General features: G+C 64.3%; 30 protein-coding genes, 1 tRNA gene and 1 riboswitch. Of the genes, 13 read left to right on the forward strand and 18 right to left on the reverse strand.

Going from position 1 to position 26,122, the window contains the following annotated elements; translation table 11 throughout:
* Positions 1-7 precede the first annotated feature (7 nt).
* From BSY18_RS06525 to BSY18_RS06535, 3 genes are read right to left on the reverse strand one after another with little or no spacing between them, the layout of a single operon-like run.
* On the reverse strand, positions 8-742 hold the full coding sequence (locus BSY18_RS06525) for an HvfC/BufC family peptide modification chaperone (RefSeq protein ID WP_162892626.1): 735 nt from the start codon (positions 740-742) through the stop codon (positions 8-10).
* A gap of 4 nt (positions 743-746) precedes the next feature.
* Positions 747-1,622 carry an MNIO family bufferin maturase gene (gene bufB, locus BSY18_RS06530; protein ID WP_069050052.1) on the reverse strand — a complete coding sequence of 292 codons (876 nt, stop codon included), beginning with the start codon at positions 1,620-1,622 and terminating at the stop codon, positions 747-749.
* A 9-nt stretch (positions 1,623-1,631) separates the two neighbouring features.
* Positions 1,632-1,919 (reverse strand): BufA1 family periplasmic bufferin-type metallophore, encoded by a 288-nt coding sequence (locus BSY18_RS06535; protein WP_054135259.1) that lies wholly within the window; start codon positions 1,917-1,919, stop codon positions 1,632-1,634.
* Positions 1,920-2,222: 303 nt separating this feature from the next.
* On the opposite strand from BSY18_RS06535, the gene groES reads away from it, so the two are divergent.
* Both groES and groL read left to right on the forward strand, forming a co-directional pair.
* The gene (gene groES, locus BSY18_RS06540) at positions 2,223-2,510 is read left to right on the forward strand and encodes a co-chaperone GroES (RefSeq protein WP_054135260.1); all 288 of its coding nucleotides are present in this window, start codon (positions 2,223-2,225) and stop codon (positions 2,508-2,510) included.
* Between the two features lie 49 nt (positions 2,511-2,559).
* Positions 2,560-4,212, forward strand: coding sequence for a chaperonin GroEL (gene groL / locus BSY18_RS06545; RefSeq protein WP_054135261.1), 1,653 nt, complete (start codon positions 2,560-2,562; stop codon positions 4,210-4,212).
* Between the two features lie 75 nt (positions 4,213-4,287).
* Here the strand turns inward: groL and BSY18_RS06550 are convergent, their stop codons facing one another.
* Positions 4,288-4,974 (reverse strand): DJ-1/PfpI family protein, encoded by a 687-nt coding sequence (locus BSY18_RS06550; protein ID WP_069050053.1) that lies wholly within the window; start codon positions 4,972-4,974, stop codon positions 4,288-4,290.
* A gap of 19 nt (positions 4,975-4,993) precedes the next feature.
* Positions 4,994-5,078: riboswitch (ZMP/ZTP riboswitch) on the reverse strand.
* A 197-nt stretch (positions 5,079-5,275) separates the two neighbouring features.
* Between BSY18_RS06550 and BSY18_RS06555 the strand changes: the two genes are divergently transcribed.
* A complete protein-coding gene (locus BSY18_RS06555) occupies positions 5,276-6,346 on the forward strand; it encodes an MBL fold metallo-hydrolase (RefSeq protein ID WP_069050054.1) in 1,071 nt (356 codons plus the stop codon).
* Between the two features lie 8 nt (positions 6,347-6,354).
* On the opposite strand, the gene BSY18_RS06560 is transcribed toward BSY18_RS06555, so the two are convergent.
* Positions 6,355-6,639, reverse strand: a complete 285-nt coding sequence (locus tag BSY18_RS06560) for a hypothetical protein (protein ID WP_069050055.1) — start codon at positions 6,637-6,639, stop codon at positions 6,355-6,357.
* A 124-nt stretch (positions 6,640-6,763) separates the two neighbouring features.
* Here BSY18_RS06560 and polA point away from each other — a divergent pair, with 124 nt between their 5' ends.
* Both polA and BSY18_RS06570 read left to right on the forward strand, forming a co-directional pair.
* Entirely contained in the window at positions 6,764-9,568 is a 2,805-nt protein-coding gene (polA, locus tag BSY18_RS06565; RefSeq protein WP_069050056.1) for a DNA polymerase I, read from the forward strand.
* Positions 9,568-10,896 (forward strand): cation:proton antiporter, encoded by a 1,329-nt coding sequence (locus tag BSY18_RS06570; RefSeq protein ID WP_082382331.1) that lies wholly within the window; start codon positions 9,568-9,570, stop codon positions 10,894-10,896. The genes polA and BSY18_RS06570 overlap by 1 nt, the downstream gene beginning before the upstream one ends.
* A gap of 22 nt (positions 10,897-10,918) precedes the next feature.
* Here BSY18_RS06570 and BSY18_RS06575 read toward each other — a convergent pair whose 3' ends face one another.
* Entirely contained in the window at positions 10,919-11,809 is an 891-nt protein-coding gene (locus BSY18_RS06575; protein ID WP_069050057.1) for a prephenate dehydratase, read from the reverse strand.
* A gap of 236 nt (positions 11,810-12,045) precedes the next feature.
* Between BSY18_RS06575 and BSY18_RS06580 the strand changes: the two genes are divergently transcribed.
* Positions 12,046-12,696: a c-type cytochrome gene (locus BSY18_RS06580; RefSeq protein WP_069050058.1), complete on the forward strand. Its 651-nt coding sequence runs from the start codon at positions 12,046-12,048 to the stop codon at positions 12,694-12,696.
* A 78-nt stretch (positions 12,697-12,774) separates the two neighbouring features.
* Here BSY18_RS06580 and BSY18_RS06585 read toward each other — a convergent pair whose 3' ends face one another.
* Genes BSY18_RS06585 through BSY18_RS21240 form a run of 4 tightly spaced genes read right to left on the reverse strand, consistent with a single transcriptional unit; the run spans position 12,775 to position 15,237 of the window.
* Entirely contained in the window at positions 12,775-13,239 is a 465-nt protein-coding gene (locus BSY18_RS06585) for a DUF2721 domain-containing protein (RefSeq protein WP_054135268.1), read from the reverse strand.
* 59 nt (positions 13,240-13,298) lie between these two features.
* On the reverse strand, positions 13,299-14,186 hold the full coding sequence (locus BSY18_RS06590; protein WP_069050059.1) for a hypothetical protein: 888 nt from the start codon (positions 14,184-14,186) through the stop codon (positions 13,299-13,301).
* Between the two features lie 9 nt (positions 14,187-14,195).
* Entirely contained in the window at positions 14,196-15,047 is an 852-nt protein-coding gene (locus BSY18_RS06595; protein WP_069050060.1) for a hypothetical protein, read from the reverse strand.
* A gap of 31 nt (positions 15,048-15,078) precedes the next feature.
* Entirely contained in the window at positions 15,079-15,237 is a 159-nt protein-coding gene (locus tag BSY18_RS21240) for a hypothetical protein (protein ID WP_156318100.1), read from the reverse strand.
* Positions 15,238-15,351: 114 nt separating this feature from the next.
* Here BSY18_RS21240 and BSY18_RS06600 point away from each other — a divergent pair, with 114 nt between their 5' ends.
* Positions 15,352-15,819 (forward strand): PaaI family thioesterase, encoded by a 468-nt coding sequence (locus tag BSY18_RS06600; RefSeq protein ID WP_069050061.1) that lies wholly within the window; start codon positions 15,352-15,354, stop codon positions 15,817-15,819.
* A 3-nt stretch (positions 15,820-15,822) separates the two neighbouring features.
* Positions 15,823-16,245, forward strand: a complete 423-nt coding sequence (locus BSY18_RS06605) for a PaaI family thioesterase (protein WP_083231344.1) — start codon at positions 15,823-15,825, stop codon at positions 16,243-16,245.
* On the opposite strand, the gene BSY18_RS06610 is transcribed toward BSY18_RS06605, so the two are convergent.
* Genes BSY18_RS06610 through argH form a run of 4 tightly spaced genes read right to left on the reverse strand, consistent with a single transcriptional unit; the run spans position 16,214 to position 19,899 of the window.
* Positions 16,214-16,999, reverse strand: coding sequence for a precorrin-2 dehydrogenase/sirohydrochlorin ferrochelatase family protein (locus BSY18_RS06610; RefSeq protein ID WP_069050062.1), 786 nt, complete (start codon positions 16,997-16,999; stop codon positions 16,214-16,216). The two genes, BSY18_RS06605 and BSY18_RS06610, sit on opposite strands and share 32 nt — an antisense overlap.
* Positions 16,996-18,252: a diaminopimelate decarboxylase gene (gene lysA / locus BSY18_RS06615; RefSeq protein ID WP_069050063.1), complete on the reverse strand. Its 1,257-nt coding sequence runs from the start codon at positions 18,250-18,252 to the stop codon at positions 16,996-16,998. The genes BSY18_RS06610 and lysA overlap by 4 nt, the downstream gene beginning before the upstream one ends.
* Before the next feature lie 22 nt (positions 18,253-18,274).
* Positions 18,275-18,523 carry a hypothetical protein gene (locus BSY18_RS06620; protein WP_069050064.1) on the reverse strand — a complete coding sequence of 83 codons (249 nt, stop codon included), beginning with the start codon at positions 18,521-18,523 and terminating at the stop codon, positions 18,275-18,277.
* A gap of 2 nt (positions 18,524-18,525) precedes the next feature.
* A complete protein-coding gene (argH, locus tag BSY18_RS06625) occupies positions 18,526-19,899 on the reverse strand; it encodes an argininosuccinate lyase (protein ID WP_069050065.1) in 1,374 nt (457 codons plus the stop codon).
* A 19-nt stretch (positions 19,900-19,918) separates the two neighbouring features.
* On the opposite strand from argH, the gene BSY18_RS06630 reads away from it, so the two are divergent.
* Positions 19,919-20,524: a TlpA family protein disulfide reductase gene (locus tag BSY18_RS06630; RefSeq protein ID WP_236823463.1), complete on the forward strand. Its 606-nt coding sequence runs from the start codon at positions 19,919-19,921 to the stop codon at positions 20,522-20,524.
* Between the two features lie 13 nt (positions 20,525-20,537).
* Here BSY18_RS06630 and BSY18_RS06635 read toward each other — a convergent pair whose 3' ends face one another.
* On the reverse strand, positions 20,538-20,735 hold the full coding sequence (locus BSY18_RS06635; protein WP_150126224.1) for a hypothetical protein: 198 nt from the start codon (positions 20,733-20,735) through the stop codon (positions 20,538-20,540).
* A 115-nt stretch (positions 20,736-20,850) separates the two neighbouring features.
* Positions 20,851-20,926, reverse strand: a tRNA-Val gene (locus BSY18_RS06640).
* A 125-nt stretch (positions 20,927-21,051) separates the two neighbouring features.
* On the opposite strand from BSY18_RS06640, the gene rph reads away from it, so the two are divergent.
* From rph to BSY18_RS06660, 4 genes are read left to right on the forward strand one after another with little or no spacing between them, the layout of a single operon-like run.
* Positions 21,052-21,765 carry a ribonuclease PH gene (rph, locus tag BSY18_RS06645; RefSeq protein WP_054135339.1) on the forward strand — a complete coding sequence of 238 codons (714 nt, stop codon included), beginning with the start codon at positions 21,052-21,054 and terminating at the stop codon, positions 21,763-21,765.
* A gap of 4 nt (positions 21,766-21,769) precedes the next feature.
* Positions 21,770-22,396 (forward strand): RdgB/HAM1 family non-canonical purine NTP pyrophosphatase, encoded by a 627-nt coding sequence (gene rdgB / locus BSY18_RS06650; RefSeq protein WP_054135340.1) that lies wholly within the window; start codon positions 21,770-21,772, stop codon positions 22,394-22,396.
* Positions 22,393-23,595, forward strand: coding sequence for a radical SAM family heme chaperone HemW (gene hemW / locus BSY18_RS06655; protein WP_054135341.1), 1,203 nt, complete (start codon positions 22,393-22,395; stop codon positions 23,593-23,595). The genes rdgB and hemW overlap by 4 nt, the downstream gene beginning before the upstream one ends.
* Before the next feature lie 13 nt (positions 23,596-23,608).
* Entirely contained in the window at positions 23,609-24,517 is a 909-nt protein-coding gene (locus BSY18_RS06660; protein WP_069050068.1) for a tyrosine recombinase XerC, read from the forward strand.
* A gap of 9 nt (positions 24,518-24,526) precedes the next feature.
* Here BSY18_RS06660 and BSY18_RS06665 read toward each other — a convergent pair whose 3' ends face one another.
* On the reverse strand, positions 24,527-25,144 hold the full coding sequence (locus tag BSY18_RS06665) for a DedA family protein (RefSeq protein ID WP_054135343.1): 618 nt from the start codon (positions 25,142-25,144) through the stop codon (positions 24,527-24,529).
* Positions 25,145-25,146: 2 nt separating this feature from the next.
* Entirely contained in the window at positions 25,147-26,091 is a 945-nt protein-coding gene (gene gshB / locus BSY18_RS06670; protein ID WP_069050069.1) for a glutathione synthase, read from the reverse strand.
* Between the last annotated feature and the right edge of the window lie 31 nt (positions 26,092-26,122).

Genomic DNA, 26,122 nt, shown 5'->3' on the forward strand with positions numbered 1-26,122 from the left:
CCAGGTCTCAGCCCCCCGGTCTTGCCAGCATGCCCGCCTCGATCAAGGCGAACACGGTCGACAAGGCCTCTGCCTCGCCCAATGTTTCGATGGCCGTCTGCAGAAGGTTACCCATGGTCGCGCAATTTTGTGCGCCATGCGCAATCTGGGCCTGTAATCTGTTGAGAGGCAGCAGCCGGACGGTGTCCAGCGGGCGTGTGACCAGGATCGCCGCACAGGACGCGCAGCTGGCCTCCACTTCGGGGAAAAGCTCCGTCACCGCGCTGCCGGTGGCGACGATCCGGCTCGAGGGATGCAGTACCACCTCCAGCGCGAGCAGCCCCGGCTCGTCGTAAGCCGCCAGATCGCCGAGCGCCAGCGCTGGCGCATCTGCTGCATGATAGCTTTGCAGCCAGGCCCATTCCACCGCAGCGAGATCGGCCACCTGCCGGTCGGGGTGGCGGAGTGCCAGAAACGCAGAAAAGCCCTCGCCTATCTGCATGAGCTTGCGCTGGCGCACATCGGGCAGCTCGATGAATTCGCGCGACAGTGCATTGAATGAGGCGTGCCCCAGATGCTCGAGCGTGCGCGGATAGGTCTGTTCCAGCGCGACCAGCCGGGCGTGGCTGATGGTGTTGGCGTGCGCCTTGAGACCGAGCAGCGCACGCGATGGCTCGCCTGCGAACAGCCCATCGGGAAAGGCGGCGGGTCCCTCCTGCAGCACTGCGATGAAACGTGCCTGATCGGCCTTGAGGTCGGTCATGGTGTCACGCACTCAGTACTGCGCGGGCAGCAGCAGCGCGTGCCATGTGGCCGCTGGCTCGCGCCGCCTCGGCCATCAGCACGCCGTATTCGGGCACATCGGTGTCCCATTCGATCAGCACGGGCCTTGCCCCTGCCCTGCCGATAAACCGGTCGAACAGCTGCCAGGTCAATGCGCTGACCGGGCTGCCGTGATCGTCGATCAGCAACGGGCGATTGTCGTGCCACTCGGTGGCATGGCCCGCGAGATGGATCTCGCCCACGATCTGGGGATCGATCGCATCCACACAGGCGAAAGGATCGAGCTCCAGATTGGTGCAGCTGACCTCGACGTTGTTGATGTCGAACAGCAAACCGCAGCCGCTGCGCGCACAAAGCGCGTGGATGAAATCGACCTCATCCATTTCGTCGCGCGCAAAGGCCAGATAACGCGACGGGTTCTCGATCAGGAGCGGGCGTCTGAGGCGATCCTGAACCCGTCCGATCTGCGCTGCGACATGATCGAGCGTGGCGCGGGTGTAGGCGATGGGCAACAGATCGGCGTAGCGGTCGGTGCTGTTGCCCGACCAGCTGAGGTGGTCGGAGACGCTGGCGGGGTTGTACCGGTCGCACAGCTGGGCGAGTTGTTCCAGCTCGTCCTCATCCAGCCCCTCGGCCGTACCTATCGACAGCCCGACGCTGTGAAAGCTCAGCGGAAGGCGCTCTGCAACCGCGGTCAGCCAACGATGGGGCGGCCCACCATCGACGAAATAGTTCTGGGGATGCACCTCGACCCATGCAGGACCGGGGCAGCCGTTGGGGGACTCCAGAACTTCGCGATAGTGGGCCGGCTTCAGCCCGATGCCTGTTTCGGGGGGCAGGAACATCGGGCCTTCGACCATCGGATGCAATCAGCCCTTGGGCGCGGGCTTGGTGTTGCCCTTGAGCGGGGTGAGCGAGCCGCCCATCTTGGAGCACTCGCCCTTGGCGACATACTTCCAGGCGCTGCCTTGGTAGTCGACCGTCGAGGTGCCGGCGCACGAGGTGCCGGGACCGGCGGCGCAGTCGTTCTTGCCCTTCAGCGATACGCCGTAGCACTTTTCCTTTTCGCCGGCAGCAGCGGCGGGGGTCGCGGCGACGGTGGCAGCGGCCAGAACGGCGGCAGCGGCAGCGCCCAGGGTGAGCATGGAATTCGACATCTTCAAGGTCCTCTCGGTTCGGTGGATCATGGTGCTTGAGTGGTCACGTGCGAGCAGCGAGGATGGCTTGCCCCGCCTGCCCATCTTTCCGTTCGTCCCGTTATGATGCGAGGTTACCCCGTTTGCTGCGCTCACGCAAAAATTTCCGCTGCGCATGGGTTGACCACAGCGCGGCGACCGCTATCTAGCGCTTCGTTAGCACTCACCCCGATAGAGTGCTAATCGCGGACGCGGTCATCATCCGATGCGCCTGCCGCGCAGGGGGTTTCACTAATTTCAGTGACGCAAGGAAAGGCTTAACGCATGACATTTCGTCCGTTGCACGACCGGGTTCTGGTGCGCCGCATCGAAGCCGAAGAAAAGACCGCTGGCGGGATCATCATCCCCGACGCAGCCAAGGAAAAGCCCTCCGAAGGCGAAGTGATCGCCATCGGTGAAGGCACCCGCGACGAGGACGGCGATCGCATCGCCCTCGACGTCAAGGTTGGCGACAAGATCCTGTTCGGCAAGTGGTCGGGCACCGAAGTGAAGATCAATGGTGAAGACCTGATCATCATGAAGGAAAGCGACATTCTGGGCATTCTGGGCTGATCGATCCGATCAACCCGACTGACCTCAATCGACATAAAGGAACACACTCATGGCTGCTAAAGACGTAAAGTTTGGCCGCGACGCCCGCGAACGCATTCTGCGCGGCGTTGATATCCTCGCTGACGCCGTCAAGGTGACTTTGGGCCCCAAGGGCCGCAACGTCGTCATCGACAAGAGCTTCGGCGCACCGCGCATCACCAAGGACGGCGTCACCGTCGCCAAGGAAATCGAACTCAAGGACAAGTTCGAGAACATGGGCGCGCAGATGGTCAAGGAAGTTGCTTCCAAGACCAATGACATCGCAGGCGACGGCACCACCACCGCCACCGTTCTGGCCCAGGCCATCGTGCGCGAAGGCATGAAGTCGGTTGCTGCCGGCATGAACCCCATGGACCTCAAGCGCGGTATCGATCTGGCGGTGACCAAGGTCGTCGAATCGCTCAAGGCGCGCTCGAAGCCCGTCGCTGGCACCAACGAGATCGCCCAGGTCGGCACTATCTCGGCCAATGGCGAGAAGGAAATCGGCGAGATGATCGCGCAGGCCATGGAAAAGGTCGGCAAGGAAGGCGTCATCACCGTCGAAGAAGCCAAGGGCATGGAATCGGAACTGGATGTCGTTGAAGGCATGCAGTTCGATCGCGGCTATCTGTCGCCCTACTTCATCACCAACCCGGACAAGATGACGGTTGAACTCGACAACCCCTACATCCTGATCCACGAAAAGAAGCTGTCGAACCTGCAGGCGATGCTGCCGATCCTGGAAGCTGTCGTCCAGACCGGTCGTCCGCTGCTGATCATCGCAGAAGACATCGAAGGCGAAGCGCTGGCGACCCTGGTGGTCAACAAGCTGCGTGGCGGCTTGAAGGTTGCTGCGGTCAAGGCGCCTGGCTTCGGCGATCGTCGCAAGGCGATGCTGGAAGATATCGCGATCCTCAGCAAGGGTGAAATGGTCAGCGAAGACCTGGGCATCAAGCTGGAAAGCGTGACCCTGGGCATGCTCGGCCAGGCCAAGCGCGTTTCGATCGACAAGGACAACACCACCATCGTTGATGGCGCCGGTGAAGCCGACGCGATCAAGGCCCGCGTGGAAGCCATCCGCTCGCAGATCGAGAACACCACCAGCGATTACGATCGTGAAAAGCTGCAGGAACGTCTGGCGAAGCTCGCCGGCGGTGTTGCCGTGATCAAGATCGGTGGCGCTTCGGAAGTCGAAGTGAAGGAAAAGAAGGACCGCGTCGACGACGCACTGCACGCAACCCGCGCAGCCGTCGAAGAAGGCATCGTCCCCGGCGGCGGTACGGCGCTGCTCTATGCAACCCGTGCGCTCGAAGGCATGACCGGCCTCAACGACGACCAGACCCGCGGCATCGATATCATCCGCAAGGCACTGTACGCTCCGGTTCGCCAGATCGCACAGAATGCAGGCCATGATGGCGCTGTCGTTTCGGGCAAGCTGCTCGACGGCAACGACGAAACGCTGGGCTTCAACGCATCGACCGATGTGTACGAAAACCTGGTGGCCGCTGGCGTGATCGATCCGACCAAGGTCGTGCGCGCTGCCCTGCAGGACGCTGCCTCGGTTGCCGGTCTGCTGATCACCACCGAAGCTGCCATCTGTGACGCACCTGAAGACAAGTCTTCGGGCGGCGGCATGCCCGGCGGCATGGGTGGAATGGGCGGCATGGGCGGCATGGATTTCTGATCCACGCTGCTCGGCTACCAAGCCAACGCACAAGAAAACGGGGCCGGAGGGGAAACCTTCCGGCCCTTTTTCGTGTTACGCGGTGGCGACGAGCGCGGCCTCCATCTCGGCCGAACGGGCGTCGTAGAACCGGGTCTGCATGGTCTGCACGATGTGCGGCGGGCTGTTGGCAGGCGTGCCCCCGGCAAAGGGCGGCGCGGGGTCGTATTCGAAGTTGAGCTGCAGCGAACGCGCGACATCCTCGCCGTGCAGGTGCGCGATGATCGTCAGCGCAAAGTCGATCCCCGAAGTCACCCCGCCTGCTGTCACCACGTTGCCGTCGAACACGGTGCGCGCGTCTTCATGCAAGGCCCCCACCATCGGCAGCAGGCTGGTGTAGCCCCAGTGGGTTGTTGCACGCCTTCCCTGCAGCAAACCTGCCCGGCCAAGGATAAATGCGCCGGTGCATACGCTGGTCACCCATTGCGCGGCCGATGCCTGTGCCCGCACGAACGCGATCAGCGCAACATCGCTGAGCGCAGGCGCAACGCCCAGACCTCCCGGCAAGCACAGCAAATCGGCCTGAGGACAATCTTCAAACGTCACTGTGGGCATGATGCCGAACCCGACATCCGTCATCACCGGATCGAGGCTCGCCGCCGCGACATGCACCTTGGCCTCCGGCATCCGGCACAGGAACTGCGCGGGGCCGGTGAAATCGAGCTGGGTGACATTGTCGAACAGGACGAACACGACATTGAAGGGTGATTTTGCTTGGGTCATGGGCCATGCCTTTCGATCAGCAGATTGCCCAGGCGCGCGACAGAAACGATACCGCCCGCTCCCTGATGGTGGTCCATCTCGATGCGCCAGTTGCGGGCAGAGGCAGTCTATGGTGCACCGATGGCTCTGCCAAGCCACCTTTTACGGCGGTGGCGAAGGTTATACCTTGCTACGATGAAAACCCCCCTCCCTCACCTGGGGCTTACGTTGTTCCAATCGGAAATCTTCGCCCGCTAATCGCCACTGGCAATCCCCCCAATGTTATGGCATAGATAGTGACATAATATCGAGGGGATTGCCGATGCGCCGTCTGGTCGTGCTTTTGTTGGTGGTGGCAGCGATTGCCGCGACGCTGTGGGCCACGCGCGAACGCCTTGGCGAGATCGCTTTTTCCCGGGCTCTGGAAGCCAGCTATGGCAAGGATGCGACCGACGATCTTGAGGACGGGCTGCACGTCATCCTGTGCGGCACGGGTTCGCCCCTGCCCGATCCTGCGCGCTCCGGCCCCTGCACCCTGGTGATCGCGGGCAAGCAGGTTTTCCTCGTGGATTCAGGCTCGGGCGCTGGCCGCAGGATCGGCCAGATCGGGGTGTCGCTGGGCAAGATCGACGCGGCGTTCCTTACCCATTTCCATTCGGACCATATCGACGGGCTCGGCGAGGTGCTGATGCTGCGCTGGGCAAGCAGTGGGCGCAAGGCTGCGCTGCCGGTCTATGGGCCGCAGGGCGTCGAGCGCGTCGTGGCCGGTTTCGATACCGCCTACACCGCCGATTACGGCTATCGCATCGCGCACCATGGCGCCGACATCATGCCGCGCAGCGGTGCAGGTGCGCGCGCCAACATCATCACGGTCGATGGCCCGGCGGACAAGGCGGTGGTGTACCAGCGCGAGGGCGTCCGCGTTACCGCCTTCCGAGTTGATCACGACCCGATAGAGCCGGCTCTAGGCTACAGGTTCGACTACAAGGGACGATCGGTGGTGATCAGCGGCGATACCAAGCCGACGAAGATGGTTTCGGCGATGTGCGATGGCTGCGATGTCCTGGTGCACGAGGTGCTTAACATCGACATGGTCAACAGGATTTCGGCTACGGCCAAGTCCCGCGGCGATACCCGGATCGCCAAGATCATGGCGGACACCACCAATTATCACAGTTCGCCTGTGGCGGTGGCAGGCGTGGCCCGGCGCGGCAACGCACGCATGCTGGTGTTCACCCATATCGTGCCGCGCATGCCGACACGGCTGCTGCATCCCTATTATCTGCGCGGGGTGGCAGATGCCTATTCGGGCGATGTGGTGATGGGCGAGGACGGGATGCGCTTCAGCCTGCCTGCCCGATCACAGGCGATCGAGCAGGCTAGTCTGTTGTAAGGCGAACCTCAGTCGGTTTCTTTGCGGACCTCAGCCTTGGCGTCGTCCCATTCCTTTTCGATCTTGTCGCCGGCCTTGTCGGCTTCGGCATCCAAATCCTTGGCAGCCTGATCGACGCTGGCTTCGACATCATCCATGGTGTCGTCGATCGCTTCGCCAGCGGCATCGACATTGGCCTCGATATCATCGCCTGCAGCCTCGGCAGCGGCATCGGTCTTGTTTCCGGTCTCGGCCGAACAGGCCGAAACGCCCAGGGCCAGTGCTGCAAGGCTGACGATTGCAAAAGTACGCATGAGAATTGCTCCTTCAATGTGGCGCGTTGGTATACGCCTTGTGCGTCCCGACGCTACGCGCATGCGATGGCCCGAGTTCCGAAACTGCATGACCGTGCCGAAAGCCGCTGCTATCGGTTTGCCCATGTCCCAGCAGAACCATCTCTATCTCGTCGACGGATCGTCCTACATCTTTCGCGCCTATCACCGCTTGCCGCCGCTGACCAACCCGGAAGGCACCCCGGTGGGCGCGGTCTATGGCTATACCACGATGCTGTGGAAGCTGGCGGATGACCTGCACAAGGCCGATGGTCCGACGCATATGGCGGTGATCCTCGACAAGAGCTCGCAGAGCTTTCGCAACGATCTGTACGACCAGTACAAGGCGCACCGCCCCGCCCCGCCAGAGGACCTGGTGCCCCAGTTTCCGCTGATCCGAGATGCGACGCGCGCGTTCTCCATGCCGTGCATCGAGGAGGACAATGTCGAGGCGGACGACATCATCGCAAGCTACGCGCTCGATGCGCTGGCCAAGGGGTGGAAGGTCACCATCGTCAGTTCCGACAAGGACCTGATGCAGCTGATCCAGCCCGGGCTCGACATGCTCGACACGATGAAGAACGTGCGCATGGGCCCCGAGGCGGTGATGGAGAAGTTCGGAGTCACCCCCGAGCAGCTGGGTGATGTGCTCGCGCTGATGGGCGATGCGGTGGACAACGTCCCCGGCATCCGCGGCGTCGGCCCCAAGACCGCATCCAAGCTGATTGTCGAGCATGGCGATCTGGAAAGCGTACTGGCGGCCGCGCCTGCGATGAAGCCGTCGAAGCTGCGCGACAGCCTGATCGAGCAGGCCGAGATGGCGCGGCTGAGCAAGGTGCTGGTCACGCTGAAGGACGATTGCCCGCTGCCCAACGAGCTTGAGGATTTCCTGCTGAAGGATATCCCGCCCGAGCCATTGGCCGAATTCCTCAAACTGCATGGCTTTACCAGCCTGCTGCGCAAGCTTGGCGCCAGCGGTCCTGCCGAAGCGTCGCCCGCGTCGTCGTCACCCGCCACCGGCGCGCAGAGCAGCAGCAACGCGATTGCACCGCTGGCGCTCGCGATGCCCCCGATCGACACCGACAGCTATGTCTGTGTGCAGGATGTCGAGACGCTCGACGACTGGATCGCCAGGGCTTTTGCCGTCGGCACCATCGCGGTGGATACCGAAACCGATTCGCTCGATTCGATGCAGGCCCGGCTTGTAGGCATCAGTCTTGCGCTGGCTCCGGGTGAGGCATGCTATGTCCCGCTGGGCCATGGCGGCAGCGACATGTTTGCCGAAAAGCCCAATCAGATCGCAATGGACGTTGCGATAGCCAGGCTCAAGCCGCTGCTCGAGGACGACAGCGTGCTCAAGATCGGCCAGAACCTCAAATACGACCTCAACGTGCTCGCGCGTCATGGCGTCGCGGTGTCGCCGATCGAGGACACGATGGTGATGAGCTTCACGCTCGATGCCGGCCATGAATTCGGCAGCGGCGGACATGGCATGGATGCGCTGGCCCAGCGGCATCTGGGGCATGAGTGCATCAGCTTCAAATCGCTGACCGGCACCGGAAAGAAGCAGATCGGCTTCAACGAGGTGCCGCTCAGCGATGCGACGCGCTATGCCGCCGAGGACGCCGATGTCACGCTCAGGCTGTGGCATGTACTGCAGCCGCGACTGCCGATCGAGGGGGCGACCCGCATCTACCAGATGGTCGATCGCCCGCTTATTCCGGTTGTAGCGGCCATGGAGCGCAACGGCATCAAGGTCGATCGCGAACAGCTGGCCGCGCTGAGCCATGATTTCGCCACGCGGATGGCCGCTCTGGAAACCGAAATCCATGCGCTGGCCGGGCAGAGCTTTTCGATCGGCAGCCCCAAACAGCTGGGCGAGATCCTGTTCGAGAAGATGGGATTAAAGGGCGGCAAGAAGGGCAAGACCGGCGCCTATTCGACCGATGTCACCGTGCTGGAAAAGCTGGCGGGCGAAGGATCGGAGATCTCGCGCAAGGTGCTCGACTGGCGCCAGCTCGCCAAGTTGAAGTCCACCTATACCGATGCGCTGCAAGAGCAGATCAACCCGGACACGGGCCGCGTCCACACCAGCTACAGCCTGGTCGGCGCGCAGACCGGGCGGTTGTCATCGACCGAGCCCAATCTGCAGAACATCCCGATCCGCACCGAGATCGGCCGCCAGATCCGTCATGCCTTCGTCGCCGAGCCGGGCAATGTCATCCTCGCGGCCGACTACAGCCAGATCGAGTTGCGACTGGCGGCGCACATGGCCGATGTCGAGACGCTGCGCGATGCGTTTGCCAAGGGCGAGGACATCCACAACCGCACTGCATTGGAGCTGTTCGGCGAGGTCAACCGCGACACGCGTGGACGGGCCAAGACGATCAACTTCGCGATCCTCTATGGCATCTCGCGCTGGGGGCTGGCCGGGCGTCTGGAGGTCACCGCCGACGAGGCTCAGGCGATGATCGACACCTATTTCCAGCGTTTCCCCGGCATCAACCGCTATATCGCCGAGACGATGGAGAAGGCGCGCGAATGCGGCTTCACCGAGACCCTGTTCGGTCGCAAGACCCATTTTCCGCGGATCAACTCCAAGAACCAGGCCGAACGCCAGGGCAGCGAGCGCGCCGCGATCAACGCGCCGATCCAGGGCACCAGCGCGGACATCATCAAGCGTGCGATGGCGCGGATGGTGCCTGCGCTTCAGGCCGCCGGGTTGGGTCATGTCCGCATGCTGCTGCAGGTGCACGATGAACTGGTGTTTGAATTGCCCGAAGCCGATGTCGACGCGGCGTCGCAGGTCATTCGCGCAGTAATGGAGGGCGCGGCCGAACCTGCGGTGACGCTGAGCGTGCCGCTGGGAGTTGAAATCGGTACCGGGCCAAGCTGGGGTGCGGCGCACTGATGACCGGGGTTCGCTGGCATTCGGTCATCCCGGACTCACCTAAGCTTGATGTCACCGCCTTTGCCGATCCCTTGTTCACCAGCCTGATCGGCGCGTTCCTGCTCGAGCATTACAAGATCTGGCTGCTCGTCATCGGGCTCGTGGTGCTGCTGGTCGCGTGGCTGCCGCTGTTGCTCAAGAAATTGCCGCTGTCCTTGCCGATCATCTTTGTCGGCCTTGGGATGGCGGTGTTCTCTTTCACGCCCCTATCGGTCTTTTCGCCGCACCCGGTGGAATCGCCGGTGATGATCGAAAAGGCTACCGAGTTCATCGTCATCATCTCGCTGATGGGCGCTGGCCTCAAGATCGGGCGGCCGTTCACTTTGGCGAATTGGGGAATCACCATCCGGTTGCTGGCGATCGTCATGCCGCTGACCATCGGCGCGATCGCCCTGTCGGGTCACTGGATTCTCGGCCTTCCGCTCGCATCGGCGTTGCTGCTGGGCGCCTGTCTTGCGCCCACCGATCCGGTGCTGGCCTCCGATGTCCAGATCGAGCGCCCCAACAGCGACGATGGCGACGAGGCGCGGTTTGCGCTGACGTCCGAGGCGGGCCTGAATGACGCGCTGGCCTTTCCCTTCGTCTATCTGGCGCTGGCGGCAAGCGCCGGCACGCTGGGCTTCGCGACAATGGGCACCTGGCTATGGCAAGACGTCATCTGGCGGTTGAGCGTCGGTGCGCTGATCGGCGCAGCAGGCGGCTGGCTGCTGGGGCAGATCATTTACCGACTGCCACAGAATACCAGGCTCTCGAGAACCGGCGACGGCTTCATCGCGCTGGGTGCAACGTTGGTCATCTATGCGACGACCGAGTTTGCATTCGGCTACGGATTTCTGGCGGTTTTTGTGGCGGGTCTCATGCTCAACCGCTCGGCGGCGGGGGACAATTTCAACTCGGAACTGCACGATTTCGCCGACGAGACCGAGCGGCTGGTGATGATGGTGCTGCTGGTCCTGTTCGGCGGCATTCTTACCGGAGGCGAACTGCTGGCGGACATCGGCTGGGACAATGTTCTCGTCGCCGCCTTGGTGCTGCTGGTGATCCGCCCGATGATAGGCTGGCTGGCGCTGATCGATCTCAGGCGCCCCGCGCTCGAACGTTTTGTCATCGCCTTTTTCGGCATTCGCGGGCTTGGCTCGGTCTATTACCTGGCGTTCGCGCTCAACCATGGAGCTTTCGAGGACCAGCACGCTCTGTGGGAAACCGTGGGGCTGATAATTCTGGGATCGATCCTGCTGCACGGCATCTCGGTCACGCCGATCATGCAGCGCCTCAACCGCGGCGCCTGAGCCAGCCAGTTTTACCGCGCGGCTAGACCCTAGGGAGCGCCTGGGGGTAGCTGCCCAGGATCCGCACCCATTTGCTGTGATGGCCCAGTACCTCGAGCGCCCGGTCGACCGCCGGGTCTCCCGGCATGCCCTCGATATCGGCATAGAATTCCGCAGCCGCAAAGCTGCCGCCGCGGATGTAGCTTTCCAGCTTGGTCATGTTGATGCCGTTGGTGGCGAAGCCCGACAGCGCCATGAACAGCGCCGCAGGGATGTTCTTCACCTCGAACAGCATGCTGGTCATCACCGTATCGGCGCCGGGAAGCGGATCGTCGCGGTGTGCGGCCAGCACCACAAACCGCGTCATGTTGTGCGCGGCATCCTCGATGCCTTCGGCGATGACCTTGAGCCCGAACACTTCGCCTGCCAGCCGCGAGGCCACCGCGCACAGCGACGGATCATCCGATTCGGCGACAAAGGCGGCGGCCCCTGCGGTGTCGGCATAAGTGGTAGGCTGGATGCCATGCGCGCGCAGATAATGGCGGGTCTGCCCCAGCGCCTGCGGATGGCTGACCGCCGAGCGGAACGGCCCTTCGCCTTTGGCCAGCAAGCAGTGATGCACCGGCAGGAAATGCTCGGCGACGATGGTCAGGCCGCTTTCCGGCAGCAGGAAGTGGATGTCCGCCACCCGGCCATGCTGCGAGTTCTCGATCGGGATGATCGCCTTGGCCGCGCGGCCGTCTTTCACCGCATCCATCGCATCCTCGAAAGAATAGCAGGGCAAGGGATGCCAGTCGGGGGCGAACTCGCGCGCGGCGATGTGGGAATAGGCTCCCGGAGCGCCCTGAAAGGCGATGGTGCACTCCGGCGCATCGGCAGCGGTGCGGGCCATGGTGTCAACCATCAGGCGGGCGATCTGGGGGTAGCTTTGCATGGGCACGCCGAATAGGCACCCAATGCCGCGACGACAAGGCGAAAACGGGCGCGTCGGGGCTTGCAGTGCGCCTTGACCATGATTAGAGGGAGCGGCGAACCGGCCTTGTTGCGACGCGGCATCAGGCCTTTCGAAACGCTGATACGCCCGGCTTTGATGCAGGGTTGATCGGACACCGACCTTTCAGAGCGCCGTGTTGTCATGGCGCCTGCAGCAAAAGACGAGGCAACAGGGCAATGCAGGACAACAAGAACACGATTGCAGGCTGGGCTCTTGCAGGCGGCATCGCTGCCCTTGGCCTGTCGATCATCAGCGGCAAGGTGTTCCACGCCGACAAGCCCGAACGCCCCGAGAAGCTGGGCTATGTGATCGAAGGCGTCGTCTCGTCCGAAGGTGAAGCCGCCGCCGAAGTGCCGATCGCCACGCTGCTTGCCAGCGCCGATGTTGCCAAGGGCGAGAAGGTTTTCGCCAAGTGCTCGTCATGCCACTCGATCAACAGCGGCGGCGCCAACGGCATCGGCCCCAATCTTTATGGCGTGATGGGCAAGCCCCACGCATCGGTCGCAGGTTTCGCCTATTCCGACGCGCTCAAGAGCAAGTCGGGTCCGTGGACCTTCGAGGAAATGAACAAGTGGCTCACCTCGCCCAAGGCCTATGCCGATGGCACCAAAATGAGCTTTGCTGGCCTCGGCAAGGCTGAAGATCGCGCCAATCTGATGGCATGGATGAACACCCAGACCGGCAGCCCGCTGCCTCTCCCCGCTGCGCCCGCACCGGACGCTGCAGCAGACGCAGCCCCGGCCGCTGAAGGTGGAGCAGCACCTGCCGCTGCCGACGGTGCAGCAACCCCCGCAGCCGATGCTGCTGCGGCGCCTGCTGCCGGCTGATAGCGCCTCAAGCATTCTGAGATCGAAAAGGGCTTCGCGCACCAGCGCGGAGCCCTTTTTCTTTGGGCTTGGCTGCGATCACTCGTCTTCGAGAATGAGCAAACGCTCCTCGATGCGGATGTTGCGGGTCGCAAGCCGAATCTCGGCGATGAACAGGCCGAGCCCGGCAATCAGGAACGCCATCGCCAGGATGAACCCCCCTGCGACGATCTGGCCGAACTTGTAGCCTGTGAGCGACAGCACGAACATTGCCGCGATCAACAGGCTGACGGTCGAGGCGCTCAGCGTCGCCATCAGGATCGCCTTGTTGACGATCGAAGCGCGGCGGTCGAGAATCTGCAGCTCACGCACCACGCGGACATGGTCCTCGCCCGTGGTCCGGCTGAACTCGGCAAGCTGCACCCGCTCGCGGTCGATCACCCGGGCCAGTCGCCCGGCAAACAGCTGCAGGATGTTGCCCGTCGCCACCAGAAGAAAGGCGGGGGCCATGGCAAACTGGATCAATCGCCCGATCTGTCCGATTTCCAGTTCCGCAATGAACATAGGTATGACGTGCCCCCAACATGGTTTCGGGAGCGACTATAGCCTGCGACCCGGCCCCATCAATCGCCAATCTCGGCCCGGCAGCGACGCGCGAGCCAGCCGCTTGCCCTGGCCGCCTGCCGGTCAAGAAACTCGGCGCGCGCCTGGGTGCCGGGCTGTTCAGCTGCAAGGGCCCGGATCGCCGACCAGCGCAGGCGTTCGACAGGATGGCTCCGGGCGATGGTCTCGATCACATCCAGCGCGGCAGCACGGCTCAACGCCGTCGCCAGCTTGCAAAGCGTATCGGCGGTGCACCCGGTGAGCACACTGCTGATCGTGCCCCGGCGCAGATCATATTCGAACTGGTCGGTCCACCGCTGCCCGGGCGCGCTGTGCATCAGGTTGATCGAGACCGAGAGCGTATCGGGCGCATATTGGCAATGCACGTCGCGCCGGGCGCGGTAGTGCATCACGCGTCCCGGATGGAGCAGGCTGGTCTCGATGAAACGCAGATCGACTGCCTCGCCGACCACTCCGGTCATGCGCTCGGGATCGACCTCGTAATGGTCGCTGCGGTAACCGGGGCCGTGATAGCCCACCGTCAGGAAGTGGAAATTGTGATCGTGCGGCAGGCCATAAACGAAGGCGGCAGCACCGCTGTCGCGCATTACCGCGTCCTGCGCAGACGGCCAGATCGCCGCGCGCATGAACCATCCGGGGCGCGGCGCTCCCAGCATCATCACCTGCGCGGTATAGCCCTGCCCCGCCTGTCTGACATGGGCTGCCTGCAACCGGGAGAGCGCCAGATCGCCCAGAAAGGCGCGATTGGCAGCAAGCCGTGCGAGCCAGTGCGCGGCGTGCGCCACCGAGTGCGGGTCATCGGGCTCGAACCCTGTATGATCGAGCGCGGCCAAGCATTCCTCCAGCGTGCAGGGCTGCGCGGGGTCGGTGTGAAGCGTCAGCGCCATGACCGGGCGCTAGGCCGCAAGCTGCGGATAGCGGGTGAGCAGATCATCGCGCGTCCGGCGGGCGAGCGCGCGCAGATCCGCATCGGGATCGGTCTCGGCCATGGCCTGCAGCAGAGCGAACCCCGCAATGCTGTCGGTCGCCAGCGCCTCGCGGACACCGTGCCAGCGCAGATGCGCGGGCCAGGAGGCGAGCGCTTCGGCAATGGCGGGTACGGCATCGCTGCGGCCAAGGGATCGCAGCAGCGAGAGCATCATGCGGGTGCGGCCATCCCCCGATTGCGCCTCGCGAATGCGCAGCACTGCGCCCGTGCGGGCATCGCATTCGACGGCCTGTTGCGCATCGGGGTCGCGAACCAGCAACCGCAGCATGACCACATCCGCCCCAAGCCCGACGAACCGCAGCGCCTCTCGCGCATTGTCGAGGCAGATCACCTCGCCGGTGGTCACCTGCCTGGGACTTTCGGCAAAGGCGCGGCGGTCTTGCAGTGTCTGGTCGAGATAATGGCGCTGCACCTTGGCCAATGGTGCCGAGAGAAAGCGGATCGTGGTCCAGCCATCGGCAAATCCGACGATCTGCGGTGCGCCAACCTGTGTCACGCTCTCCGCTTTCCATCCCTCGGCCGAAACGATCGCCAGCGACAGATGCACCCGCTGATGATCGAGCATCACCAGCGACTGGCACACCGGGTCGGCAAAGCCCGCGGGTAGTTGCGGCCGCGGCTGCTGGAGGCCGATGAGCCGCTCTTGCAGCCACATGCTCGCGAGCTCTGCATCGGTGAGCATCGGCCCCAGCGCCTGGGACAGCGCGTATCCGCTCGTGCCTGCAAACCGATCGACACACGCGCGCAGTCTGCGCTCCACCGTCACGCGCCGTCCGCCCTGCTGCGCTGCGTCAATTTTCGTAAACCAGGATCACCGCGATGATCCACAGATCGTCGCTGACCCCCGTGCAGGGGCTGACATCGAGCCGTGCCCCGTGCAGCGCAACAGGGGAATCGAGGTCCGGCAGATCGTTCACGTCGATCCTGGGTGCGGGATTTCCGGATGGCATGGCTGTCTTCTCCTGTCCTTGGGGTTGACGAACAGGCGGGAGAGTGCAGAGCTTGCCGCGGCTTTGCCAGTTATAGTCCATTAATCCGAACGGCTGCGAATCGAACCCCTTGTGATGAATGACGACCCGACCCCCGAAGCTGCCGACCTGAACGACGGTTTCGACCCCGGCATGTTCCAGACCATGATGTCAACCCACGGCCATAGCGGCCATCTGGGTATCATCTACAGCGCACACGGCGACAACTGGGTGGAGCTCGCGCTGCCATATGCTCCCGGGCTCGTCGGCGATGTCGACAGCGGGGTGATCGCATCGGGTCCGATCATCAGCCTGATGGACAACGCCACCAGCCTGTCGGTCTGGACGGCGATCGGCAAGTTCCGGCCCCAGGTGACGCTCGACCTCAGGGTGGATTACATGCGCCCCGCGACCCCCGGCAAGACCGTGATCGGACGCGGCGAATGCTACAAGACCACGCGCTCGATGGCCTTTGTCCGCGGCATCGCCCATGACGGAGATCCCGATGACCCGGTCGCGCACGTCGCAGGGACCTTCATCCGCGTCGAAAACTTCCTGGCCTGACCGATGAGCGAGAAAGACACCATCGCAACCGTCCTGGGTTTCATGCCGCCGTTCGCGACCACCATGGGGATGACCGTCGACCATATGCACGCCGGGCTTCCGGTCATCGCCTATGATTACGGCCCTTCCGTGATGGGGCGCCCCGGCTTCCTGCACGGTGGCGCGCTCAGCGGGCTGATGGAAGTCGCCGCGATCGCGGCGCTGCGGGTGACACTGGGCAAGGACGAGAGCGACCTGAAGATCAAGCCGGTCAACATCACCATCAACTTCATGCGCGGCGGACGCGAACTGCGCACCTATGCGCTGGGCGAAGTGACCAGGATCGGACGGCGGGTGGCCAATGTCGAAGCCAAGGCCTGGCAGGACGACCCGGCCAAGCCGATCGCCACCGTGTTCATGAACTTCCTGCTGTCGGCGCCCAGATAAGCCGCACGACCACACCCTCGGGCGCACCGTCTTCTTCATCGTCGATCCGCATGGCGGCATCGGCTCTGGCACGGGCAAGGATTGCAGGCGGAATGTCCGAAGGGTGCAGCACCAGATCGGCGCTGCCCAGCAGCCGCACCTGACGCAAGGTCAGCTCATCCGGATCGGGTGATGCAATCGCGATCTCGTAGCGTCCCGGCGACACCCCTGCCCCGCCGCCAGCGATCCAGACGGCCACCGCATCCGCGGCATGATCGCTCAGCGGATCGAGCGTACCGCCGGGTGCCAGCGCGGCATCAATCGCGCGCCTGCGCTCGGCACCACCCGGCCAGCGCTGCCTGATGGCGTCCCGCGCGGCATCGAGCCTGCGCGCCAGATCGCCCAGCGTCGCGGGGAGCAGGCCCTCGAGCCGCTGGCGCAGCGCCTTGGCGAGCCCCGCCGATGCGCCGCCGGTGCCGATCGCGATCAGCACCGGATCGCGGTCGATGATCGCAGGCGTAGTGAAATCGCACAAAGCAGGCCGGTCGACCGCGTTGACGATCAGTCCGCGCGCCTTGAGCCGGGCGACCGCTGCGATCGCTTCGTCCTCATCCTCCAGCGCGACGATCGCCAGCCGGGCGTCGTGATTTTCCTCCCCGACGCAGATCCCGCCCGAACGCTCGATCAACCGCCGCTTGGCATCTGCCGCCTCGCCATCGCCCAGCAGGATCACCGGGCGATCGCGCAGGTTGAGGAAGATCGGCAGCTGGTTCACAGCCAGTCCGGCACCTGCTCTGCGGCCATGATCTCGGCAGGGGTGATGCGGTTGGCGACCACGGCAAAGCGGTCGCCATCGACCAGCACCTCGGCGACGATGCCGCGGCTGTTGTAGCTGCTCGCCATCGTAGCGCCATAGGCGCCTGCGGTGCGGAACACGGCGAGATCGCCTGCGGCAACGGTGTCGATATCGCGGCCCATCGCGAACGTATCGCCGCTCTCGCACACCGGGCCGACGATATTGGCCATCATCCGGGTGCCATCGGGCACCACCGCTTCGAAGTCATGCCAGGCATCGTACAGGGCCGGGCGCGCCAGATCGTTCATCGCCGCATCGACCACCACGAAGGGGTGCTGGATCCCGGGCTTTACCCGGATCACCCGGGTGAGCAGCACGCCGGCATTGCCTGCGATCACGCGTCCGGGCTCGAACTGGATGGTGGCATCCCAGTCGCGAGTCACCCGCGCGACCAGCGCACCATAATCGGCAGGCGATGGCGGGTTGCTCCCGGCCTGATACGGCACGCCAAGCCCGCCGCCCAGATCGACATGCGTGATGGCATGCCCTGCGCCGCGCAGATCGGCGACCAGCTGGCCTATCTTGCCGAATGCAGCCTCGAGCGGATCGAGGCTGAGCAGCTGGCTGCCGATATGCACCGCGACCCCGCGCAGCCCGATCCCGGGCAGCTGCGACAGGCGCTCATAGATCCCCGGCCCGACATGCAGCCCGACGCCGAACTTGTTGTCTGCCTTGCCGGTCGAGATCTTGGCATGGGTGCCTGCATCGACGTCAGGATTGATCCGCAGCACCGCGGCGGCGCTCAGCCCCATCGAGTCCGCGACCGCAGCGAGCATCTCGCCTTCTTCTTCGGATTCGATGTTGAACTGCCCGATGCCGGTTGCCAGCGCATGGCGGATTTCGTCCGCGGTCTTGCCCACGCCCGAGAACACGATGTCGGCAGGCGCAATTCCTGCGGCGAGTGCGCGGTCGAGCTCGCCACCCGAAACGACATCCGCGCCATAACCACGCTGAGCCAGCACCTTGAGCACCGCCAGATTGGGGTTCGACTTGACGGCGAACGCCAGATGCTTGCGCGGAACGCCCGCCAGCCCGTCGCGGAAGACATCGGCATGGCGCTCCAGCGTCGCGCGCGAATAGACATAGACGGGCGTGCCGACTTCATCGGCAATGCGCGCCAGCGGCACCTGCTCGGCGTGCAGCTGGCCGCCAATCAGCGAGAAATGGTCCATGTGGAACGGAGCCTTTTGACTGTTACTCGGGAGGAAGGTCGAACGGGTCGTCGGCGCGCGCCTCGGATTTTCGCCGCAGCTCGACATTGCGTTCGGGACGCGACTGGGTGCTGGGCTCCATCAACTGATCGGGCGCAGCCACCATCGAGGCGCCATAGGCCGTGGGCGCAGGCGCGGTGCCTTCGACCGCGGTCAGCTTCTGGCGGCTGCCACAGGCAGACAGCGCCAGGATTGCGGCCGCAGCCAGCAGCAGGTTGGAGGCACGCGCCATCGTCATTCTCCGTTGAGCGCAGCCTGAGCGCGCGCCACCTGCACCCGTACCTGATCGGGCGCGGTGCCGCCATAGCTGTTGCGGCTGGCGACCGATGCGTCGACCGACAGCGCGGGGTAGACCGCCTCGCTGATCCGCGCATCAATCGCCTGCAGATCGGCGATCGGCAGCGTGTCGAGCGCCACGCCGCGCTGCTCGGCGAGCTTGACCACCGCGCCGGTGATATGGTGCGCCTCGCGGAACGGGATTCCCGCCTGCCGCACCAGCCAGTCGGCCAGATCGGTCGCGGTGGCAAAGCCGCGCTCGGTGGCCTTGCGCATCGCTGCGGTCTCGAATGTGGTTTCGGCCACCATCCCGGTCATCGCGGCCAGGCTCAGCATCAGCAGGCCTTCGCATTCGAACACCGGTGGCTTGTCGTCCTGCATGTCCTTGGAATAGGCGAGCGGCAGGCCCTTCATCGTGATCATCAGCGCGGTCTGGCAGCCGATGATCCGCCCGGCATGGCCGCGCACCAGTTCTGCGGCATCGGGGTTGCGCTTCTGCGGCATGATCGACGATCCGGTCGAAAAGCTGTCGGGCAGCTTGACGAAGCCATAGGGCTGGCTTGCCCAGATGATGAACTCTTCGGCCAGTCGTGACAGGTGCAGCGCGCACTGCGAGGCGGCGGTGAGGTAATCGAGCGCGAAATCGCGGTCCGATACGGCATCCAGCGAGTTGGCTGTAGGGCGCTCGAAGCCCAGCGCGCTGGCGGTCGCATCGCGGTCAATCGGAAAGCCGGTTCCAGCGAGCGCTGCAGAGCCCAGCGGGCATTGGTTCATCCGCGCACGCGCAGCGGCAAAGCGGTCGCGATCGCGCGCGAACATCTCGTAATAGGCGAGCAGGTGATGGCCGAGCGTCACCGGCTGGGCGATCTGCAAGTGGGTGAAGCCCGGCATGATCGCATCGGCATGTTCGGCGGCACGGTCGACCAATGCGGTCTGCAGCGCCTTGAGCGCGGCATCGGCGGCATCGCAGGCATCGCGCACCCAGAGGCGAAAATCGGTGGCGACCTGGTCGTTGCGAGAGCGCGCGGTGTGCAGGCGTCCGGCAGCAGGCCCGATCAGCTCGGCCAGCCGTGCCTCGACATGCATGTGGATGTCCTCGAGCGACCAGTCTTCGGCCACGCCGTTGGCGGCATATTCTTGTGCGATCTGCTTGAGCCCGTTCGTGATCGCTGCGGCATCGTCGGCAGGGATGATCCCTTGCGCGCCCAGCATCGCGACATGCGCCAGCGAGCCATCGATATCCTGCCGCCACAGCGCCTTGTCGAACGGGATGGAGGCGTTTATGGCCCGCATCACATCGGATGGCCCTGCGGCAAACCGTCCGCCCCACATGCTGTTGGAGTTGTTACCCATGCGTACCGCCCATTTTTCCAGCAAGCGCATCTGGCCGGTGGTGGCTCTTGCCGCGCTGGCAACTGGGGCGTGCGATAGGCAATCCCCTGCCTCGGAGCAACCCGCTCAGTCCGAAAAAACTGCTCAAAAGGCGGGTCCTTCGGTCCCGCTGTCGGGCACGCTCGATATCTCCCAGCGTGGCAAGGCTGCGCCCGACGTGACCTTCAACGATCCCGAGGGCAAGACCACCAGCCTGGCCGCCTTCAAGGGCAAGCCGGTGCTGGTCAACCTGTGGGCGACGTGGTGCGGACCATGCGTGGTCGAGATGCCCACTCTGGACGCTCTGGCAGCGCGCGAGAAGGACCGGCTGGTGGTGCTCACCGTGTCGCAGGACATGCAGAACCTCGACGCGATCAAGCCGTTCTTCGCCGAAAAGGGCTACAAGACGATCCAGCCGTTCGTCGATCCGGAAAACAATTTGGGCTTCAGCTACATGACAGGGGTGATGCCCACCACCGTGCTGTACGATGCCGAGGGCAAGGAAGTGTGGCGGATGATCGGCGGAATGGACTGGAACGGCACCCGGGCATCCGCGCTGATGGAAGAGACGCTCGCAAAGGGCTGACGGTGCAGGCCGATCACATCAGGATCGGCACGATCACATGACAGCGCTTGCGAGCTTCGGTGCGCTTGATCCGCGCGGTGCCGGAAATGACGCGCTTCTTGCTGAGGCATTCGCCCTGCGCAGGCGTCCCGCGATCCACCGTCGCCAGCATCGCCGCGCCGCCGATGGTGGCAGCGCCCAGCGCTATGGCAAGAAGGAGATGACCCGGCATGGGCGCATTGTCTGAAACCGCCTGCCTGACCGGTTGCTGAACAAAACCCAACGCAGGCGATTCGCCTGTCGGGCGGGGCAAACGGGCAACAAATTCGGGTGGATTTCGCGGATCATGGTGGGCGATGACAGGCTCGAACTGCCGACCCTCTCGGTGTAAACGAGATGCTCTACCAACTGAGCTAATCGCCCATGATCGCTGGAGTGCCGCGCCACTGCCATTTTTGATCCGGCATGGCAAGTGGCTTGGTGCTTTCCATTGCGCTGGCCGCCCGCTATCGGCGCAGCAACACTGACAGACCCTGGAGAATCATCCCATGCGCCCATCCGGCCGCGCCCCCGACGAAATGCGCATCATCAGCATCGAAACCGGCTTTACCAAGCATGCCGAGGGAAGCTGCCTGATCGGCTTTGGCGATACCAAGGTGCTGGTCACCGCGAGCATCGAGGAACGGCTTCCGCCCTGGCTCAAGGGCAAGGGCGAAGGCTGGGTCACGGCGGAATATTCGATGCTGCCGCGCGCCACCCACACCCGCGGCCAGCGCGAGGCGGCCAAAGGCAAGCAATCGGGCCGCACCCAGGAAATCCAGCGGCTGATCGGGCGCTCACTGCGCGCGGTGGTCGATCTCAAGAAGCTTGGCGAACGCCAGATCACGCTCGATTGCGATGTCATCCAGGCCGATGGCGGTACCCGCACCGCGTCGATCTCCGGTGCGTGGGTTGCGCTGCGGCTCGCAGTCAACGGCCTGATGTCCAAGGGGCTGATCAAGGAAGATCCGATCACCGCCAAGGTCGCGGCAATCAGCTGCGGCATCCATCAGGGAACGCCGGTGCTCGACCTCGATTACATCGAGGACTCGAACGCGGATGCCGATGCGAACTTCGTGCTGATCGAAGGCGGCAACATTGCCGAAGCGCAGGCGACCGCAGAAGGCGCGCCCTATGACGAAGAGGCGCTGCTGCGGCTGCTTCGCCTGGCGCGCATGGGCTGCAACGAGATCTTTGCGGCGCAGGACCGCGCGGTTTCCTGATCCGATGGCAGCGCGCAAACTCGAGCCTGGCCGGCTGGTGATCGCCAGCCACAACCAGGGCAAGGTGCGTGAAATCCGCGCGCTGCTCGAACCGTTCGGCATCGAACCGGTGTCGGCGGGGGGGCTTGGCCTGCCCGAGCCCGAAGAGACCGGCACGAGCTTCGCCGAGAACGCGCTGCTCAAGGCGCATGCCTCTGCGCAGGCTTCCGGCTGCGTTGCGCTTGCCGATGACAGCGGGCTGTGCGTTGCCGCGCTCGGCGGCAGACCTGGTGTCTACACCGCCGACTGGGCCGAACGGCAATGGTTCGAGGGCGAGCCGGGCCGCGACTGGTACATGGCGATGGGCAAGGTCGAAGGGCGGCTCGCCGAACTTGGCCCGGACGCTGATCGCAGCGCCTATTTCATCTGCACGCTCGCGCTCGCCTGGCCCGATGGTCATGCGGAAGTATTCGAAGGTCGGGTGACCGGCGCGCTGACCTGGCCGCCGCGCGGCACGCTGGGATTCGGCTATGACCCGGTGTTCGTGGCGAAGGGGTTCGACCAGACCTTCGCCGAGCTCGATCCCGCACACAAGCATAGCATCAGTCATCGCGCCGATGCCTTTGCAAAGCTGGTCGAGGCGTGCTTTTGAATAGCGGTACGCACCTCTTCTCTACCGCGAGCGGTAGGGGAGATGAGCCGCTCGCGCTCTACATCCACTGGCCGTTCTGCGTCTCCAAATGCCCCTATTGCGATTTCAACAGCCACGTCCGCGATGGCGTCGATATCACGCAATGGAAAGCCGCGCTGCTTGCCGACATGGCGCATGAGGCGGCGTTGCTCCCAGGCCGGACGCTGGGCTCGATCTTTTTCGGTGGCGGCACGCCATCGCTGATGCCACCTGCGCTCGTGCAGTCTCTGATCGATCAGGCAGGCAGGCACTGGCGCTTTGCCGACGATATCGAGATCACGCTCGAGGCGAATCCTTCGTCGGTGGAATCCGCGCGCTTTGGCGATCTTGCGCTCGCCGGCGTCAACCGCGTGTCGCTGGGGCTGCAGGCGCTCGAAGAGGATGTGCTGGCGTTTCTGGGCCGTGCGCATTCGGTGACCGAGGCGCTGGCAGCGCTCGACATCGCGCAGAACCGCTTCGCGCGTGTCTCTTTCGATCTCATTTATGCGCGCCCCGGCCAGTCGCTCGCCGATTGGGAGCGCGAGCTCACCCGTGCGCTCGGCTTCGGCACCGGGCATCTGTCGCTCTATCAGCTTACGATCGAGCCGGGGACGCGGTTCGAGACACTGGTGCGGCGCGGCGATCTCGTTCCGGCGGATGACGACCATTGCGCCGACCTGTTCGACCTCACCCGCCAGATCACCGCCGCGGCGGGGCTGCCTGCGTACGAGATCAGCAACCATGCCCGGATCGGCGAGCAGAGCCGCCACAACCTCACTTACTGGCGCTATGGCGATTATGCCGGGATTGGCCCGGGCGCGCATGGCAGGCGCGGGAACATGGCGACCGAGCGCCACCGAAAGCCGGAGAATTATCTCTCCGCAATCATCCGCAACGGCAACGGCCTGTCGGTCGAACGCCCGCTCGATCCTGAAACGCAGGCGATGGAAGCGCTGCTGATGGGCTTGCGGCTTGCCGAGGGGCTCGATCTGGAGCGGGTGGCGGCGCGCTCGGGCGTCGCACAATCGGCGTTGATCAATGACGTGGCAACCGATCGTCTGATTGGGCTGGGCCTTGTCCAGCGCGAAGGCCTGCAGATCACTGTCACGCCACAGGGCATGCCGCTGCTCGATGCCATCCTCGCCGAGGTGGTGGCGATTGAGCCCGCCGCCGTCGCCTGATACCCTGCCGCACATGGCAGACCCGGCCCCTCCCCTGATCAGCCTGTGGCGCGCGCATCTGGCGGACAACCGCCGCCGATCGCAGCATACCGTGCGCGCCTATGTCGCGACCGCCGAACGACTGACCGAGTTCCTCGCCGATCACTGGGGCGAGCGACCCGATGCCAGGCGGCTGGGCGACGTGACCCAGGCCGATCTGCGCGCCTTTCTTGCGGCGCGGCGCGGGGATGGGCTCGCCAACCGTAGCACCGCACGCGAACTGTCGGCGATCCGCGCGTTCCTGGCGTTTGCTGGCGAACACAGCGGCTCGGACGGCAGCGCCCCGCGCATCAAGGGCCCGCGGATCAAGCGCAGCCTGCCGCGCCCGATCGCACCCGACGACATCATGGCGCTGGGCGACGTCATGGCTTCGCGCGATGCGCCCGGATGGGTGCAGGCCCGCGATTGGGCGGTGCTGCTGCTGCTTTATGGCGCGGGGCTGCGCATCAGCGAGGCGATGGGTTTGACCGCCGCGGTGCTGCCGCTGGGCGAGACGCTGCGGATCACCGGCAAGGGCAACAAGCAGCGGGTCGTGCCCGTGCTGCCCCAGTTGCGCGACGCGATCAGCCAGTACGTCGCGCTCGCTCCGTTTGATTTTTCCGTCGATACGCCCCTGTTCAGGGGGACGCGTGGCGGTCCGCTGTCGCCTGCGCTGGTGCGGCGTTCGATGATGAACGCGCGCCGGCTGCTCGGACTGGCCGAGGACGCCACGCCACACGCGCTCCGCCACAGCTTTGCGACCCACCTGCTGGCGGGCGGCGCGGACCTGCGGTCGTTGCAGGAGCTGCTGGGCCATGCCAGCCTGTCGTCGACCCAGATCTATACCCAGGTCGACGCCGCACAACTGCTGGACGTTTACGAAAACGCGCACCCACGGGCCTGAGCCGCGAGCTCAGCTTTCGGTCTTGTTGCCTGCCTCGGGCCGCCAGAAGATCACCCGCACCAGATAGGCGCCGATGATCAGCACGATCACCCCGGTCGATATCGGTCCGGTATAGCGATCGATCTCCTCGATCCGCGAGCCCAGCTGAAAGCCGATCCCGGCGAACACCACATTCCACAGTCCTGCTCCTGCAAAGGTCCAGACGAGAAACTTGGTGCGGCTCATCTGGAAGATCCCCGCGGGAAGCGAGATCAGTGTCCGGACCGTGGGGATCATCCGCGCAAAGAAGATGGTCGAGGCGCCGTGGCGGTGGAACAGATTGTTGAAGCGGGATATTTCGCGGTGGTCGAGCGTGAACCAGCGGCCCCAGCGGGCGACGAAATGATCGAGACGCTTGAGCCCGAACGTTCGACCGATGGCGTACCAGAAATAGTTGCCTGCGACCGATCCGACCGTGCCTGCCAGGATCACGGCCCACAGGTTGATGTGGCCCTTGCCCGCCTCGATTCCCGCCAGCCCCATGATCAGCTCGGACGGGATAGGCGGAAACACGTTTTCCAGCGCCATCAGCAGGGCAACGCCCCAATATCCGCCGCTGGCTACCAGATTGAGGATAAAATCGTTCATGACTATGTCTTCAAGCGGGCCTCGATCGCATCCCAGATCATCGCGGCGACGTCGCTGTTGTTAAAAGCGCTGATCGCGACGATGCCGGTGGGCGATGTGACGTTGATCTCGGTCAGCCATTTGCCTCCGATCACATCAATACCCACGAACAGCAGTCCGCGTTCCTTGAGCTCGGGGCCCATCGCGTCGCAGATCTCCTGCTCGCGCTCGGTCAGCGTGGCGGATTCGGCGTAGCCCCCCACTGCGAGGTTTGAGCGGAACTCGCCCTCGCCCGGCTTGCGGTTGATTGCGCCTGCCACCTTGCCATCGACCAGAACGATTCGCTTGTCGCCTTGCGCGACCTCGGGAAGGAACGGCTGCACCATGAACGGCTCGCGCCAGATCTGGCCGAAAAGCTCGACCAGGGCAGAGAGATTGGCGCCATCCTCGCCAACCAGAAACACCGCCTTGCCGCCATTGCCGTGCAGCGGCTTGACCACGATCGCGCCGTGCTTTGTCTGGAAGCGCCTGACCTCGTCGAGCGAGCGGGTGACCAGTGTCGGCGGCATGAAGCGCTCGAAATCGAGCACATAGACCTTTTCGGGCGCGTTGCGGACCGATGCGGGGTCGTTGACCACCAGCGTGCGCCCCTTGAGCCGTTCGAGGATATGCGTCGCGGTGATGTAGCCGACGTCGAACGGTGGGTCCTGCCGCATCAGCACGACATCGACATCCTCGCCCAGATCGAGCCGTACCGGATCGCCGAAAGTGAAATGGTCGCCCTGCACGGCGCGCACCGTCACCGGGTGGGCATGGCACGTCACCTGCCCCGCCTCATAAGTCAGCGTCTCGACATCGTAATGATAGAGCGTATAGCCGCGCGCCTGCGCCGACAGCATCAGCGCAAAGCTGCTGTCGCCCTTGATGTTGATGCCGGGCATCGGGTCCATCTGTACCGCGATCTTCATGGAATGGCCTTTTGCTTTGGGGTATCAGGAT

The organism is Blastomonas sp. RAC04 (assembly GCF_001713435.1).
GTDB lineage: Bacteria > Pseudomonadota > Alphaproteobacteria > Sphingomonadales > Sphingomonadaceae > Blastomonas > Blastomonas fulva.

Excerpts from the sequence above, each read along its gene's own strand:
- BSY18_RS06630 (WP_236823463.1), top strand. The coding sequence starts at position 19,919 with ATGCGTACCGCCCATTTTTCCAGCAAGCGCATCTGGCCGGTGGTGGCT.
- BSY18_RS06590 (WP_069050059.1), bottom strand. The coding sequence starts at position 14,186 with ATGGCGCTGACGCTTCACACCGACCCCGCGCAGCCCTGCACGCTGGAG.
- rph (WP_054135339.1), top strand. The coding sequence starts at position 21,052 with ATGCGCCCATCCGGCCGCGCCCCCGACGAAATGCGCATCATCAGCATC.
- rdgB (WP_054135340.1), top strand. The coding sequence starts at position 21,770 with ATGGCAGCGCGCAAACTCGAGCCTGGCCGGCTGGTGATCGCCAGCCAC.
- BSY18_RS06660 (WP_069050068.1), top strand. The coding sequence starts at position 23,609 with ATGGCAGACCCGGCCCCTCCCCTGATCAGCCTGTGGCGCGCGCATCTG.
- BSY18_RS06525 (WP_162892626.1), bottom strand. The coding sequence starts at position 742 with ATGACCGACCTCAAGGCCGATCAGGCACGTTTCATCGCAGTGCTGCAG.
- BSY18_RS21240 (WP_156318100.1), bottom strand. The coding sequence starts at position 15,237 with ATGCCATCCGGAAATCCCGCACCCAGGATCGACGTGAACGATCTGCCG.
- bufB (WP_069050052.1), bottom strand. The coding sequence starts at position 1,622 with ATGGTCGAAGGCCCGATGTTCCTGCCCCCCGAAACAGGCATCGGGCTG.
- BSY18_RS06600 (WP_069050061.1), top strand. The coding sequence starts at position 15,352 with ATGAATGACGACCCGACCCCCGAAGCTGCCGACCTGAACGACGGTTTC.
- polA (WP_069050056.1), top strand. The coding sequence starts at position 6,764 with ATGTCCCAGCAGAACCATCTCTATCTCGTCGACGGATCGTCCTACATC.
- BSY18_RS06605 (WP_083231344.1), top strand. The coding sequence starts at position 15,823 with ATGAGCGAGAAAGACACCATCGCAACCGTCCTGGGTTTCATGCCGCCG.
- BSY18_RS06620 (WP_069050064.1), bottom strand. The coding sequence starts at position 18,523 with ATGGCGCGTGCCTCCAACCTGCTGCTGGCTGCGGCCGCAATCCTGGCG.
- BSY18_RS06550 (WP_069050053.1), bottom strand. The coding sequence starts at position 4,974 with ATGACCCAAGCAAAATCACCCTTCAATGTCGTGTTCGTCCTGTTCGAC.
- argH (WP_069050065.1), bottom strand. The coding sequence starts at position 19,899 with ATGTGGGGCGGACGGTTTGCCGCAGGGCCATCCGATGTGATGCGGGCC.
- BSY18_RS06560 (WP_069050055.1), bottom strand. The coding sequence starts at position 6,639 with ATGCGTACTTTTGCAATCGTCAGCCTTGCAGCACTGGCCCTGGGCGTT.
- BSY18_RS06665 (WP_054135343.1), bottom strand. The coding sequence starts at position 25,144 with ATGAACGATTTTATCCTCAATCTGGTAGCCAGCGGCGGATATTGGGGC.
- BSY18_RS06555 (WP_069050054.1), top strand. The coding sequence starts at position 5,276 with ATGCGCCGTCTGGTCGTGCTTTTGTTGGTGGTGGCAGCGATTGCCGCG.
- groL (WP_054135261.1), top strand. The coding sequence starts at position 2,560 with ATGGCTGCTAAAGACGTAAAGTTTGGCCGCGACGCCCGCGAACGCATT.
- lysA (WP_069050063.1), bottom strand. The coding sequence starts at position 18,252 with ATGGACCATTTCTCGCTGATTGGCGGCCAGCTGCACGCCGAGCAGGTG.
- gshB (WP_069050069.1), bottom strand. The coding sequence starts at position 26,091 with ATGAAGATCGCGGTACAGATGGACCCGATGCCCGGCATCAACATCAAG.
- BSY18_RS06570 (WP_082382331.1), top strand. The coding sequence starts at position 9,568 with ATGACCGGGGTTCGCTGGCATTCGGTCATCCCGGACTCACCTAAGCTT.
- groES (WP_054135260.1), top strand. The coding sequence starts at position 2,223 with ATGACATTTCGTCCGTTGCACGACCGGGTTCTGGTGCGCCGCATCGAA.
- BSY18_RS06575 (WP_069050057.1), bottom strand. The coding sequence starts at position 11,809 with ATGCAAAGCTACCCCCAGATCGCCCGCCTGATGGTTGACACCATGGCC.
- BSY18_RS06585 (WP_054135268.1), bottom strand. The coding sequence starts at position 13,239 with ATGTTCATTGCGGAACTGGAAATCGGACAGATCGGGCGATTGATCCAG.
- BSY18_RS06580 (WP_069050058.1), top strand. The coding sequence starts at position 12,046 with ATGCAGGACAACAAGAACACGATTGCAGGCTGGGCTCTTGCAGGCGGC.
- BSY18_RS06635 (WP_150126224.1), bottom strand. The coding sequence starts at position 20,735 with ATGCCGGGTCATCTCCTTCTTGCCATAGCGCTGGGCGCTGCCACCATC.
- BSY18_RS06535 (WP_054135259.1), bottom strand. The coding sequence starts at position 1,919 with ATGTCGAATTCCATGCTCACCCTGGGCGCTGCCGCTGCCGCCGTTCTG.